The organism is Enterobacter sp. R-25 (assembly GCF_049913205.1).
GTDB lineage: Bacteria > Pseudomonadota > Gammaproteobacteria > Enterobacterales > Enterobacteriaceae > Enterobacter > Enterobacter ludwigii.
In genome coordinates, this window is the sequence record NZ_CP183982.1 from 1,715,057 (window position 1) to 1,728,193 (window position 13,137).

Here is a 13,137-nt window from a genome sequence, read left to right on the forward strand (position 1 = left end):
AACGGTCAAGCAGATTTTCTGCTTTAGTGCTTGTTCGGTTAAGCAATAATCAGCTCCACGTCTTTTTGACCGTGGAGCCGGTGATTAACGCTGTGAATCGAGCACTTCGCTGTTTTTGACCACCTCTTGTGCTCTGGTATAGCTTTCGATCAGCAACTGATAGGCAGGGAAGATATGGGTATACACTTCAGCCCACTCGGCTGCATCTTCCCGGTTCCATGTCCGCTGGATCTCAGAGGCAACCGCCGCGGTATCCATTGGTACCACCCCGGCCTGGACCACGCGCGCCAGAGTGATCTCCTGAGCCATTTTGCTGTAGGTGCCGGAGGCATCAATAACCGCAAACACTTTATAACCCTCCGCGACTGCGCTAATAGAGGGAAACGCCATGCAGACGCTGGTGATGGTGCCGGCGATGATCAACGTTTTGCGCCCGGTGGCTTTCACCGCAGCCACAAACTCCGGGTTATCCCAGGCGTTGATCTCACCTTTACGTGGAACGTATTGCGCATGTGGTGCATTAGCGTGGATCTCCGGAATAAGGGGGCCATTCGGTCCCTGTGGAACAGAAGCGGTGGTGATCACCGGGATCTTCGCCAGGGTAGCGATTTTTGCCAGCGCCGCAGCACGTGCGCGCAACTCTGGCATTGGCATATCCCCCACGGTCTGGAAAAGTCCGCTCTGGTGATCGATAAGCAACATCACCGCATCGTTTACATCAATAACCGGGCGTGAGCCGTTAAAATTTGCAGGTGCAGACATCTTCTTCTCCTTTATTACCATCAGATCTGGCCGAAGCGGCCGGAGTTGAAATCACGAATGGCTTCCGCGATTTCGGTTTTACTGTTCATCACAAATGGCCCATAGCCCACGATGGGTTCATTCAGCGGCTCGCCGGCCATCAGCAGGACTTTGGCATCGAGGCTCGCTTCCAGATGGAGCGTGTCGCCTTGCTGGCTTAATACAACCAGCTGCGCCTCACCTGCCTGGGCTGTTCCGTTCACCGTAATGGTGCCTTCCATCACAACCAGCGCCGTGCTCCAGCCCTCCGGCTGACTGAGCGTGAGATGGCTACCCTGATTGAGCGCAATGTCCCAGACGTTTAGCGGTGAAAAGGTGTGCGCGGGGCCATCAACATCCTCGTAGCGACCTGCGATAACCCGCAGCGAGCCGCTGTTATCCGGCAGTGTGACCACAGGGATTTCCGCCTTAGTGATGCTCTGGTAGCCCGGCGCCGCCATTTTGTCTTTGGCAGGCAGGTTGACCCACAGCTGCATCATTTTCAGTTCACCGCCTTTCTGCGCGAACGCGCTGGAGTGGAACTCCTCGTGCAAAATGCCAGCGCCCGCCGTCATCCATTGCACGTCCCCGGGGCCTATTACGCCGCCTCTGCCGGTGGAATCGCGATGTTCAACTTCGCCGGAATAGACGAGGGTGACCGTTTCGAAACCCCGGTGCGGATGCTCGCCGACGCCGCGCTTTACCCCATCCGCCGGGAAGGTGTATGGCCCGGCGTAGTCCAGCAGCAAGAACGGGCTGAGCGGCTCGCCGTGTGTCTGGTAAGAAAACATTGAACGTACCGGGAAACCATCACCAACCCAGTGTTGACGGGGAGCGGTATACACGCCTGTTACGTTTTTCATGATGAACTCCTGAAGCGTTGTTGATGTAATTAGCTTATATTCAGCGTTAATATCCCGGTAGATAGTGAAAATGGCATTCACTGTTCTAAAAATAGAACGATGAGGATTTATGCAGGATCTCAATGACTTCGTCTGGTTTGTGAAGGTGGTCGACTACGGTGGTTTTGCTGCCGCGGGGCGTGCGCTCGATTTGCCGAAGTCCCGGCTAAGCCGCCGGATAGCTCAGCTGGAAGAGCGGCTTGGCGTACGGTTAATACATCGCACAACGCGGCAGTTTACGGTGACAGAAGTTGGCCAGACCTTCTATCAGCACTGTAAAGCGATGATGGTGGAAGCAGAAGCTGCTGAGGAGGCGGTGGCCGCGTTACAGGCTGAGCCGCGCGGTATTGTCAGGATCACCTGCCCGATAACATTGTTGCATGTCCATGTTGGCCCGATGCTGGCGAGATTTATGGCGCGCTATCCAGGGATCGCGCTGCAGCTTGAGGCAACCAACCGGCGGGTAGACCTGGTGGGGGAGGGGATTGATGTCGCGATCCGTGTGCGCCCGCGTCCGTTCGATGACAGCGATCTGGTGTTAAGGGTACTGGCTGACCGGGGACATTGCCTGGTCGCTGGACCGGCGTTGATTCAAAGGATGGGTAAACCGTTGGTGCCCTCTGAACTCAGTGCCTGGCCTGGATTAAGCACGAACGAGGGTAAACACATCCATAAATGGGAACTGAGCGGTCCCGAAGGGGCGAAGGCGGAAATCCATTACCATCCTCGCCTGATCACTACCGATATGCTGGCGCTGCGTGAAGCGGCTATAGCGGGTATCGGCGTGGTGCAGTTGCCGATATTGATGGTGAAAGATCAGCTTGCGTCAGGGGACCTCATTCGCGTACTTGATGCCTGGGAGCCACGACGTGAGGTGATTCATGCTGTGTATCCTTCAAGACGCGGGTTACTCCCGTCTGTCAGGGCATTGGTGGATTTTCTTACCGAAGAGTATGCCCGGATGGTGGAAGATTAATCTTTCCCTCTCCCCTGGAGCGAGGGTGAGGATCTTACACCACACAAGGTCTCATGCTGCACTGGCGGAGAATATAAAAGAAAAAAGCCCGTACTTTCGTACGCGCTCTCATCTTGAATATGGCGGTGAGGGGGGGATTGACTCGCGTCGCTCGCCCTGCGGGCAGCCTGTTCGCTGCGCGCTCAGTCTGTCCAACTGGCTGTCGCCAGTTGTCGAACCCCGGTCGGGGATTCTCATCCCCCCTGTCCGGGGAATATAAAAGAAAAAAGCCCGTACTTTCGTACGAGCTCTTATCTTAAAGATGGCGGTGAGGGGGGGATTCGAACCCCCGATACGTTGCCGTATACACACTTTCCAGGCGTGCTCCTTCAGCCACTCGGACACCTCACCATATTGTCATCCCGTTGTTGCCGGGACGGGCGCTAATGTAAGGAAAAGCCGAACTGGCGTCAACTCACTTTTTCAGTAAATCAGCGCATTTAGACAAACTTCAGTCAACATGGCTTTTAAATGTGCTGAAAGCGCCTTTTTTATCAACAACGCGGTGGCGGGAAAAATTTGTTATGCTGGCAATCCAGTTGAAAATGAACACAAAACAGCGCAATAAAAGGCAGGAATGACTATGGATATAATCTTCTATCACCCCACTTTTGATACTGCTTACTGGATTAAGGCACTTTCGGCGGCGTTGCCCGGGGCGCGCGTGCGGGAGTGGAAACGTGGTGATAACGAACATGCTGACTACGCGCTGGTCTGGCATCCGCCGGTAGAAATGCTCCAGGGCCGTAAACTGAAGGCCGTTTTTGCACTGGGCGCCGGCGTGGATTCGATTCTGAGCAAACTGAAAGCACACCCTGAAATGCTGCCGGAAGAGATCCCTCTTTTCCGTCTGGAAGATACCGGCATGGGCCAGCAAATGCAGGAGTATGCCGTCAGCCAGGTGCTGCACTGGTTCCGCCGCTTCGACGACTATCAGGCACTAAAACAGCAATCCCACTGGGAGCCGCTGCCGGATTATCAGCGCGAAGATTTTACCATTGGTATCCTCGGGGCTGGCGTGCTCGGCTCAAAAGTCGCTGAAGCACTTGCCCCGTGGGGCTTCCCACTGCGCTGCTGGAGCCGTAGCCGCAAGGATTATCCGGGCGTAGAAAGTTTTGCCGGCGCTGATGAGCTTCCTGCGTTCCTGAACGGTACGCGCGTGCTCATCAACCTGCTGCCAAATACGGCCGAAACGGTGGGGATTATCAATGGTGCACTGCTTAATCAACTGGCTGACCAGAGTTACGTAATGAACCTGGCGCGCGGGGTACACCTTGTTGAGTCCGATCTGCTGCAGGCGCTGAACAGCGGAAAACTGAAAGGGGCGATGCTGGATGTGTACAGCCGCGAGCCGTTACCGGCCGAAAGCCCGCTGTGGGCACATCCGCGTGTGGCGATGACGCCGCACATTGCAGCGGTCACGCGTCCGGCGGAAGCTGTGGCCTATATTACCCACACCATCAGTGAGATGGAGCAGGGCCATCCGGTAACCGGACAGGTCGACAGACAGCGCGGCTACTGAGTGAAACCCGGCGTTAGCCGGGTTTTTGCTAATATTCGCTGCAGATAACTGCTATCCTTTGGAAAAACCGCAGAGGAGAGAAAGATGTATCCCGTTGACCTGCATATGCACACCGTCGCCAGTACCCACGCGTATAGCAACCTCCATGATTATATCGCGCAAGCGAAACGCAAGGGCATTACGCTTTTTGCGATTACCGATCACGGCCCGGACATGGCAGATGCGCCGCACTACTGGCATTTTGTGAATATGCGGATCTGGCCACGTCTGGTGGACGGTATTGGGATACTGCGCGGCATCGAGGCAAACATTAAAAATACAGACGGTGAAATCGACTGTACCGGACCGATGCTGACCTCTCTGGATCTGATCCTTGCCGGTTTCCACGAGCCGGTTTTCGCGCCGCAGGATAAAGAGACGAACACCCGAGCGATGATTGCTGCTATAGCCAGCGGCAACGTGCACATTATTTCTCATCCGGGTAATCCTAAATACCCGATTGATATCGAGGCTGTTGCCCAGGCGGCAGCGAAACACCGCGTGGCGCTGGAGATCAATAACTCTTCTTTTGTTCACTCGCGTAAGGGCAGTGAAGCAAACTGTCGCGCCGTTGCAGCAGCAGTGCGGGATGCCGGTGGCATGGTGGCGCTGGGTTCCGATTCCCATACCGCGTTTACGCTGGGTGATTTTAGTGAATGCCTGAAAATACTGAATGACGTGGATTTCCCGGAAGACAGGATCCTTAACGTTACCCCACGCCGCATGCTTGATTTCCTCGAGTCACGTGGAATGGATCCGATTGATGAATTTGCCGATCTTTAATTGTGTAATGGAATAAAAAAATGAATGAGTTTTCCATCCTTTGCCGCGTGCTGGGTACGCTGTTCTATCGTCAGCCGCAAGACCCGCTGCTGGTTCCACTCTTTACCCTGATTCGTGAAGGGAAACTGGCGCAAAACTGGCCGCTGGAACAGGATGAGTTGCTGGAGCGTCTGCAAAAAAGTTGCGATATGCAGCAGATTTCAACGGATTACAACGCACTGTTTATTGGCGACGAATGCCGCGTTTCGCCGTACCGTTCAGCCTGGCAGGAAGGGGCGACGGAAGCGGAAGTGCGCGCGTTTCTCTCTGAACGCGGAATGCCGCTGACGGATACCCCTGCGGACCATATCGGAACGTTGCTGCTGGCTGCATCCTGGATTGAAGATCACGCCGCTGATGATGAGAACGAGGCTATCGAAACGCTCTTCGAAGCGTATCTGCTGCCGTGGTGCGGTACTTTCCTCGGCAAAGTTGAAGCACATGCGACCTCGCCGTTCTGGAGAACGCTGGCTCCGCTGACCCGCGACGCCATTGCGGCAATGTGGGATGAGCTGGAAGAAGAGGATGAAGAGTGATTTAGGTCACATAAATTCTGCAACCATACATTTCATCTTGCACGTAATGTGCATCTGATCTCATTTCCATGGCGCGCTTCTGCTAAGATGCGCGCCATGAACATATTACTTTGTATCGCATTAACGACAGGCATTCTCTCCGGACTATGGGGATGGGTGGCGGTCTCTCTCGGATTGCTCAGCTGGGCCGGGTTTCTGGGCTGTACGGCCTACTTTGCCTGCCCGCAGGGCGGCGTAAAAGGGCTTTTTATCTCTGGCTGTACCCTGATGAGCGGTGTTATCTGGGCACTCGTGATTATGAAGGGCAGCGCGCTGGCCCCGCATCTGGAGATCCTGGGCTATATCATGACCGGCGTAGTCGCGTTTTTGATGTGTATCCAGGCAAAGCATATGCTGCTGTCGTTTGTACCCGGTACCTTTATGGGCGCATGCGCGACGTTTGCAGGGCAGGGGGACTGGGCGCTGGTGCTTCCTTCGCTAATGCTGGGGTTGGTGTTTGGCTATGCCATGAAGAACAGCGGCCTCTGGCTGGCCGCCAGACGGGATAAAGCGCAAAACATCAGTGCGGTAAGTGAATAAAAAAAGGCGAGATGATGATCTCGCCTTTTTTATGCGCTTCCTGTCAGGATTCCGGAGGCACTGACATATCGCGGTATTTAACCAGTATCGGGTTTTGCGCCTCTGCTTTGTTCTGCAGGTCCCACAATCCACGATCGATACCATCATTAATCAGGAATATTACTCCGGTTTCTATGGCTGACATCAGACACATCATGACCGGTTCGTTAGAGGTATACCCGATTTCACCCTCCAGCAAACGCTGGTAATCGATGAAGCGGAAAACCCCGGCCTGCACTTCATAAGAAAGAATGGTTTTGCTGGTCGTTACCGAAGACAGCACTTCACCCGTGCTGACGTTGACGACACGCAGGTTAACGGCGATTTGGTCGAGCTGATATTGCGTATCAGCACCGATACCAAAGTAACGCGCGCCCACCCCACCCGATTTAACGTTGCTTTCATAACCGATAATCGATCCCTCGATCATGACGTTCGCCGCGGCCAGTGATTCCAGCGGCATGCGGTTATTATTTGCAACGGTGCCATTTTCCTGCGCAGCGCGAATAATTTTCCGTTCATTTAACAGGTTCTGCAGACCCTGACGTTCCAGAGGAATAAACCAGTGCGAATCCTTCAGGGCGGTCACCAGCATGGCGGTGGCGCTCTGTGGCACTGCCGTAGAGAAGTTACTTGCCGGATAAGGTTTAAATTGTCCCGTTTCATCCTGAATGTTGTAAACCGAGACAAATATTTTACCGGTCGGCGCAGGTAAATGTGTTAAATCACGATAGCTTTGAGCCCGAGGCATTAATGTTGGTTTTGCAGCTTCTTTAGGTGGAGCAGTTAAACAACCGCTCAATAAGCACACTGCAACAAATATCAGGAAGCGCTGCATGATCGTTGTCCTTATTTCGTTGTTGTTTAAAAGTTCGTTGAATCACTTTGTAGACCGGAAACCTGAATGGTGGAGGTTTTCCCGGTTTTTCGATCGGTAACGTTCAACTGGAGTTGTCCGTCCTTGTTGGCGATGTCGACAATGAAGTCGTTGGTCACCATTCGGCCGGGTTTGCCGGTATTAATGTTGGTCAGCAACCCTCCCAAAATCTGCGACTGGATAGCCTGCGTGAAGTTGTCCAGTGCCGATGGGGTATCGACGCTAAAATCCTTAAAGCTGGGATCCTTATAGGAGTTTTGCGCCTGGGCTTCGTTCAACAGAAACGCCCCATTATTGGGATTACCGCCAAAGTTAGGGTTACGGAACTGGAACGTCATATTTCCGGCCCAGCTTATAGGGGTTATTAGCATTATCGAAACAACTGCATATGCAATACGCATGACAGCCTCCGGATATAGGTTCGCTAGAATTCGTCTTTTGCTAAATCGCTGGTGCTTAATAGCGCTTTATCAATTTGCAGGCGATTAATAGCATCTTCTGATTGAGCCAGTGCTAAGGCTACGTTTTTATCGAAGTCTATTTTCGTGGGGAATAAAAATGTTTGATAAATAACGTCCTGATTAGCCGTTATTGTTATCCAACTTCCCCATCGTGCACTGGGCCGCTCGTTGATTGTTATATTTCCAGTAAATGTACTGTCCCATTTGTCACTGAATGCACGATAAAAATTGTGCCCGACCGAGGAGACAGTGTGGTCTGTTAACAATCCGGGAACTTCGACCTCGACGGCCCGTACGTTCCCGGCAGCGAGCATGAAACTCGCTGCGGCGATCCAACTCAACGTGCGTTTCATTTGATTAACGCCTGAGGTTATCGTTTGCCCATGAAACAGCCTGAGTTCGGTTCTTAACAGCTATCTTCTTGAAAAGATTATAAAGGTGCGTCTTTACCGTATTTTCGCTGATAAATAACGAACGGGCGATTTCAATATTTGAAGCACCAATGCGCAATTTGTTCAGGATCTCTTTCTCACGGTGCGTTAGCAGCGCTGACTCTGAACTGTTATAGCGGTAATTTCCGGAGTGCGTGATGAGGTAGCTGGCAAGTTTTTGCGAAAAATAACACTCGCCGCGCAATATACCCTGCAGACCTTCGACCAGCCGATCTTCTTCTTCCGTGATATAGAACACACCATTGATATGCGGCCAGCTTTCAATATCTCTGAAGGGATACTCATCAGGGGTATTCAATAATAACACGCGGATATTATTGTTTTTCCTGCTTAAATTATCTTGCCAGTAATGGATAAGCTTTTTATCCGCTTCCATCATATCAATCAGAATGATACTGCCAGGTGCAATATCATCAAAAGAACGTTGAATATTATGTAATTTCCCGTGCAGAGACAGCGATTGCTTTAAATGTTGTAATAAAGCGGTCGCTTGCAACGAAGGTTTTGTGATCAACAGTAACGTATGACCATGTAAACTTTGGACTTCATTATACATGATGAAACCCCACTTTTTTATGACACCTGACAGCGGTCCTCCAGATAAAAAAGAGGACCCCAGAAGTACTGACAGATGTTGCACTGCTGTGTGAAGAAAAAAACCATAACCTCCAGCAGGAGGTAAATATAAAACAAATTTCGTACATCTGATTTCAATCTAGCTATTACTAACTTTAAAGCAAGTGTTAAACGTGTAACAGGATGTAAAAATCAATATTAATTTGTGAAATTGGACTCTTTTAAATGTTGTGGAATGATAAGAAAGTTGTACATATAAATAACCCTGCACAGATTTTAAAAATCATACAAATATTTATAATCATTTGATTTTTATGAATATTAATTATTTATTTCTTCCCGTAAAGAGGTATGAGTCACAGAGATTTTCTAAGTCCTGTAATGAACGGTGCTGCGTCTTAAGAAAACAGGTCTCGTGTCACGTGTTGTGTAAAATGTCCTCCTGGCGTTTCGTTTAGCGTCCGTTGCATGGGGGCTTTACCCCTCTCGTCCCGCTGCGTAATCGATTATTAAGAAAAGCTTAATAGAAAAATAAGAACCCCGGTCTATAACGTTTTTTTGCATGGAATTACTACTTTGAGGTGACGTGATAAATAAAAATAAGCCACGCGGGTGAGATATTTAAAATGTTTCGGCAGACATACTCATCACCGTAACGACGCGTTAACAAATTACGAGTCGTTCTAACACGAAGTCACAGTAACAAGGTTATGGCGTTATCAAATAGCCAGGTCCAGGGTGACAACATGAAAAATACATCGTTATTTATGATGTTTACATTACTGGGTGCGCCTGGATTTGTAATCGCGGCTGATTCAGATTTGGCTAACGCTGAATATAACTTCACGGTTAATGAATTAAGTCGTTCATCATTAAATCAGGCAGCCATTATTGGTCAGCAGGGCATGTTAAATGATGCTCAGGTTCGCCAGGACGGGTCAAAATTATTGTCCATTGTTTCTCAGGATGGAGCAGGCAACAGAGCGAGAGTTGATCAATCAGGGACTTATAATATTGCGTGGATCGATCAGAGCGGTAGCGCGAATGATGCAGGTATTACGCAAGATGGATATGGTAATAGTGCGAAAATTATCCAAAAAGGGTCGGGTAATAGAGCAAATATTACGCAGTACGGTACGCAGAAAACCGCAGTTGTAGTGCAGAGACAGTCGCAAATGGCGATTCGCGTTATTCAGCGTTAGTTATTTAGCGGCGACTTTAATCAATCCGATGGGGGTTTACCATGAAATTTATCAAAGTGGCAGCAATTGCAGCAATCGTAGTTTCTGGTAGTGCTATGGCCGGTAGTATTAATCAAGGCGGTTGGGGTAACGGGCATGGCCATGGTGGTCATGACAGTGGTCCAAATTCAACGCTGAGCATTTACCAGTACGGTGGCGGTAACTCGGCTCTCGCTTTGCAAACCAGTGCGAGAAATTCCACACTGACCATTAATCAGAGTGGCGGCGGTAACGGTGCTGACGTTGGTCAGGGCTCTGATGACAGCTCAATTAGTCTGACTCAGAATGGTTTCGGTAACAGCGCAACGCTTGACCAGTGGAATGGTAACCACTCGGTGATGAACGTTAGCCAGTACGGTGGTGGCAACGGTGCTGCTGTTGATCAAACCGCATCCGGATCCACTGTGACTGTTCAGCAGGTTGGTTTTGGCAACCACGCGACTGCACATCAGTATTAATTTCCAGTCTGTGCTACAAAAAACAGGGCATTTGCCCTGTTTTTTTTCGGGAGTTCATCATGAATACCTTAATTCTCCTCGCGGCGCTTTCCAGTCAGATCACGTTTAAAACATCGCAACAGGGAAATATGACCACCATTATTCCGCAGGTTATTCTGACGGAACCGTGTGAATGTCAGGTGCAGATTGTCTCTTTGCGACAGGGGCAGGGGGGGCAAAGTTCTTCACGGCAACAAAACACACTTTTTATTCCCGCTAATCAGACGATTGATTTAATGAGGCTGAGTTTAAATATAGATTCCGGAGACAAGGTGAACATTACTGTCACCGTCTCTGACGGGAAATCGCTTCATTTATCACAGCAATGGTCCCCGGCGGGAAGTGCGCTCTAATGATTATGAAATCAAGACGTTGTGGATATGGCGGGCGTGCGCGGTTGAGCTATGCTGTTATCAGGAGCTGTGCAGTGCTGTTCCATAACGTGATGCTTTGTTTGCCCTAACGGAGCGCGTTTACCCCTCAAGGACGACTTTCATTGAGGAGTACATATAGTGACCAAATATTTAGCCCGACGGGTTTATGGTTTAGGTTTGATCCTCTCTGCATTTATTACTCCCGCTTTTTCAGCCACGATTGTCGACGGTGGTGTGATTCATTTTCGCGGCGCTATTGTCGCAGACCCCTGCGTGGTCACACCGCATCATGACGCGTTTGCAATGACATGCCCGGATAATAATCGGATGCAAACGCGCAGGGTCAGCTATGAAGATGTACTTAACGGTCAGGTCAACGATTCCAGCCTCGCAACTCTCAGCATGAAGTACCTTAATCCCGAAAAAACGCTCGCGGTTGTTCAAATTCAGTATCGTTAATTCTCGCTCTTCCGCTCCCCGGCGGAAGAGGTTTTTCCCCGATAGTTTTTTATCCATACCTCCTCTGCGATACACTTAAGAAAAAGGCGGGTAGCAGAGGGTACGTATGAAACCGCAAATTGAAGTCATTCATGGCGATATTACGACGATGCACGTCGACGTGATCGTTAATGCGGCCAATCCATCACTGATGGGCGGGGGCGGTGTTGACGGCGCAATCCACCGGGCTGCAGGACCGCAGCTCCTTGAGGCCTGTAAAGCTGTGCGTCAGCAGCAGGGTGAATGTCCTCCGGGTCATGCGGTGATTACCCTCGCGGGAGATCTTCCTGCCAAAGCGGTGATTCACGCTGTGGGGCCTGTATGGCATGGCGGCGATCGGCATGAGGCGAGTATTCTGGAGGAGGCGTACCGCAACTGCCTGCGCCTGGCAGCGGATAACGGCTATAAGACGATGGCTTTTCCGGCTATCAGCACTGGGGTATACGGATATCCAAAACCTGCCGCTGCCACGATCGCGGTAGAGACCGTTTACCGATACCTCTCCCTCAAGCCGATGCCTGAGAAGGTGATTTTTGTCTGTTTCGACGAAGAAACCACGCACCTTTATCAGCGGCTTCTCACGCAACGTGGACAGGATTTAGAGGGCTAAAACAAACGCGGCGCACTCACTGCGCCGCGTTTGTTTATGAGGCTTTAGCCTGCGGTTTCCCTGAAAAGAGGAAACGCAGGAGCGGGATCCGCAGATGGATTTCATAGAGCACGATGGCAATCCCAATCACAAAGACCAGTCCGGTAAAGAAACCCAGCGTGTTGGACGCAATATGTGGCGTGATATAAGCGCCGAAGAACAGCGTCAGCGGGTGGTGCACCAGGTAAATAAACAGTGAAGCATTGACGAAGTAGGTCACGCGGCTGGACTTAAAGTTCAGCAAGCGGTGTCCCAGCGCGAAGACCACATTCACCATCCACAGGCCCAGCAGCATGGTGATCACGCTTTCTGTTTCATACATCCAGCCATCGCCGCTGCCATAGCGCTGATTTAACAGATAGGCCGCAAACGCGATAGCGGCACCCAGGGCGCACCATGGCGACGGGGTGGTAAACAGCGATTTAAGTTTGGGATGAATAAATGCCAGCGCACCGGCTAAAAAGAAGGGGATGTAAAACAGCGACTGCATCACGACGAAATTGAACAGCCCGTCACTCAGTATCGGCGGATACACGATAAACAGCGTGCGTCTCACGGCCGCATAGGCGATACCCAGCAGCAAAAAGAGCAGAGACAGTTTACCCAGCGTAATATTGGCGAAGAAGGTATCGGCCTGGGTACTCAGGCGATGGCGCAGGCGGCTGAAAATCACCAGACTGACCGTGGTGAGCACCACCAGGACCAGCAGGAACCACAGGTGAGACACCAGTTCCCAGACCAGGGTATTGTACTTTTCATACAGCGTCAGATTTGGCCAGTTCTCCGCTTTGCCTTTGACGTACTGCAACATAATAAACTGCGGCAACGTCAGCAGGGGAATGGCGGTCAACATCGGAATGCCCACACGCTCCACGCGCACTTTCCACCAGCGTTTTACCGGGTAGCGTAAGAACAGCATGTAGGAGAAATAGCCGGATATGACAAAAAACACCTGCATACGAAAGGCATGGATAAAGTCATTAAACAGCGTGAGCCACCAGGAAGGCATCTGGCTATTCACATGCCAGGTGTGGCTGGAGTAAATCAGTGAAATGTGAAAGGGGATCCCCAACAGCATCAGCCATGCCCGGATCGAGTCGAGGAAATATTCACGTTCTACAGGTGTTGAGCTCATATAACTTTGTGCATTCTCAGACTTTTCGCCTTATCCCTAAGACTCATAATGGTTACATTCGAAGCCAACCCTACACCAAGACCGACACCCTGTCTCCAGGATAAGCACGCAAAGTGAAAAGCGGGTTCTTTCATTTGCTTAAT

General features: G+C 50.9%; 17 protein-coding genes, 1 tRNA gene and 1 other RNA gene. 10 read left to right on the forward strand and 9 right to left on the reverse strand.

What is annotated here, in order from left to right; all coding sequences use genetic code 11:
- Positions 1–84 precede the first annotated feature (84 nt).
- Positions 85–762, reverse strand: a complete 678-nt coding sequence (locus ACN9MQ_RS08090) for an isochorismatase family protein (protein WP_040017121.1) — start codon at positions 760–762, stop codon at positions 85–87.
- A 20-nt stretch (positions 763–782) separates the two neighbouring features.
- Positions 783–1,643: a pirin family protein gene (locus tag ACN9MQ_RS08095; protein ID WP_148575905.1), complete on the reverse strand. Its 861-nt coding sequence runs from the start codon at positions 1,641–1,643 to the stop codon at positions 783–785.
- Between the two features lie 109 nt (positions 1,644–1,752).
- On the opposite strand from ACN9MQ_RS08095, the gene ACN9MQ_RS08100 reads away from it, so the two are divergent.
- The gene (locus tag ACN9MQ_RS08100; protein ID WP_014169514.1) at positions 1,753–2,658 is read left to right on the forward strand and encodes a LysR family transcriptional regulator; all 906 of its coding nucleotides are present in this window, start codon (positions 1,753–1,755) and stop codon (positions 2,656–2,658) included.
- A 120-nt stretch (positions 2,659–2,778) separates the two neighbouring features.
- Here the strand turns inward: ACN9MQ_RS08100 and ACN9MQ_RS08105 are convergent.
- Positions 2,779–2,916: non-coding RNA, RtT sRNA (locus ACN9MQ_RS08105), on the reverse strand.
- A gap of 44 nt (positions 2,917–2,960) precedes the next feature.
- Positions 2,961–3,048 (reverse strand) — tRNA-Ser (locus ACN9MQ_RS08110).
- A 232-nt stretch (positions 3,049–3,280) separates the two neighbouring features.
- Between ACN9MQ_RS08110 and ghrA the strand changes: the two genes are divergently transcribed.
- The 4 genes from ghrA (at position 3,281) to ACN9MQ_RS08130 (ending at position 6,195) form a co-directional block, all read left to right on the forward strand.
- The gene (ghrA, locus tag ACN9MQ_RS08115) at positions 3,281–4,219 is read left to right on the forward strand and encodes a glyoxylate/hydroxypyruvate reductase GhrA (RefSeq protein ID WP_020884704.1); all 939 of its coding nucleotides are present in this window, start codon (positions 3,281–3,283) and stop codon (positions 4,217–4,219) included.
- 84 nt (positions 4,220–4,303) lie between these two features.
- Positions 4,304–5,041, forward strand: a complete 738-nt coding sequence (locus ACN9MQ_RS08120; RefSeq protein ID WP_014169516.1) for a phosphatase — start codon at positions 4,304–4,306, stop codon at positions 5,039–5,041.
- 20 nt (positions 5,042–5,061) lie between these two features.
- Positions 5,062–5,616 carry a TorD/DmsD family molecular chaperone gene (locus ACN9MQ_RS08125; protein ID WP_020884703.1) on the forward strand — a complete coding sequence of 185 codons (555 nt, stop codon included), beginning with the start codon at positions 5,062–5,064 and terminating at the stop codon, positions 5,614–5,616.
- A gap of 96 nt (positions 5,617–5,712) precedes the next feature.
- Positions 5,713–6,195 carry a DUF1097 domain-containing protein gene (locus ACN9MQ_RS08130; RefSeq protein WP_074169989.1) on the forward strand — a complete coding sequence of 161 codons (483 nt, stop codon included), beginning with the start codon at positions 5,713–5,715 and terminating at the stop codon, positions 6,193–6,195.
- A gap of 43 nt (positions 6,196–6,238) precedes the next feature.
- Here ACN9MQ_RS08130 and csgG read toward each other — a convergent pair whose 3' ends face one another.
- From csgG to csgD, 4 genes are read right to left on the reverse strand one after another with little or no spacing between them, the layout of a single operon-like run.
- Positions 6,239–7,072: a curli production assembly/transport protein CsgG gene (gene csgG / locus ACN9MQ_RS08135; RefSeq protein ID WP_014169519.1), complete on the reverse strand. Its 834-nt coding sequence runs from the start codon at positions 7,070–7,072 to the stop codon at positions 6,239–6,241.
- A gap of 26 nt (positions 7,073–7,098) precedes the next feature.
- Entirely contained in the window at positions 7,099–7,512 is a 414-nt protein-coding gene (gene csgF / locus ACN9MQ_RS08140) for a curli production assembly/transport protein CsgF (RefSeq protein WP_020884701.1), read from the reverse strand.
- 23 nt (positions 7,513–7,535) lie between these two features.
- Positions 7,536–7,925 carry a curli production assembly/transport protein CsgE gene (gene csgE / locus ACN9MQ_RS08145; RefSeq protein ID WP_020884700.1) on the reverse strand — a complete coding sequence of 130 codons (390 nt, stop codon included), beginning with the start codon at positions 7,923–7,925 and terminating at the stop codon, positions 7,536–7,538.
- A gap of 4 nt (positions 7,926–7,929) precedes the next feature.
- Entirely contained in the window at positions 7,930–8,580 is a 651-nt protein-coding gene (csgD, locus tag ACN9MQ_RS08150; RefSeq protein ID WP_020884699.1) for a biofilm master transcriptional regulator CsgD, read from the reverse strand.
- Positions 8,581–9,346: 766 nt separating this feature from the next.
- Here csgD and csgB point away from each other — a divergent pair.
- The 5 genes from csgB (at position 9,347) to ymdB (ending at position 11,820) form a co-directional block, all read left to right on the forward strand.
- The gene (gene csgB, locus ACN9MQ_RS08155) at positions 9,347–9,802 is read left to right on the forward strand and encodes a curli minor subunit CsgB (RefSeq protein ID WP_020884698.1); all 456 of its coding nucleotides are present in this window, start codon (positions 9,347–9,349) and stop codon (positions 9,800–9,802) included.
- Positions 9,803–9,843: 41 nt separating this feature from the next.
- The gene (gene csgA, locus ACN9MQ_RS08160) at positions 9,844–10,299 is read left to right on the forward strand and encodes a curli major subunit CsgA (protein WP_014169524.1); all 456 of its coding nucleotides are present in this window, start codon (positions 9,844–9,846) and stop codon (positions 10,297–10,299) included.
- A 59-nt stretch (positions 10,300–10,358) separates the two neighbouring features.
- Positions 10,359–10,691 carry a curli assembly chaperone CsgC gene (gene csgC / locus ACN9MQ_RS08165; RefSeq protein ID WP_014169525.1) on the forward strand — a complete coding sequence of 111 codons (333 nt, stop codon included), beginning with the start codon at positions 10,359–10,361 and terminating at the stop codon, positions 10,689–10,691.
- 159 nt (positions 10,692–10,850) lie between these two features.
- Positions 10,851–11,171, forward strand: a complete 321-nt coding sequence (locus ACN9MQ_RS08170; protein ID WP_014169526.1) for a hypothetical protein — start codon at positions 10,851–10,853, stop codon at positions 11,169–11,171.
- Between the two features lie 106 nt (positions 11,172–11,277).
- Positions 11,278–11,820, forward strand: a complete 543-nt coding sequence (gene ymdB, locus ACN9MQ_RS08175; protein ID WP_050736627.1) for an O-acetyl-ADP-ribose deacetylase — start codon at positions 11,278–11,280, stop codon at positions 11,818–11,820.
- A 34-nt stretch (positions 11,821–11,854) separates the two neighbouring features.
- Here ymdB and mdoC read toward each other — a convergent pair whose 3' ends face one another.
- A complete protein-coding gene (gene mdoC / locus ACN9MQ_RS08180) occupies positions 11,855–12,994 on the reverse strand; it encodes a glucans biosynthesis protein MdoC (RefSeq protein ID WP_014169528.1) in 1,140 nt (379 codons plus the stop codon).
- Positions 12,995–13,137: the final 143 nt, after the last annotated feature.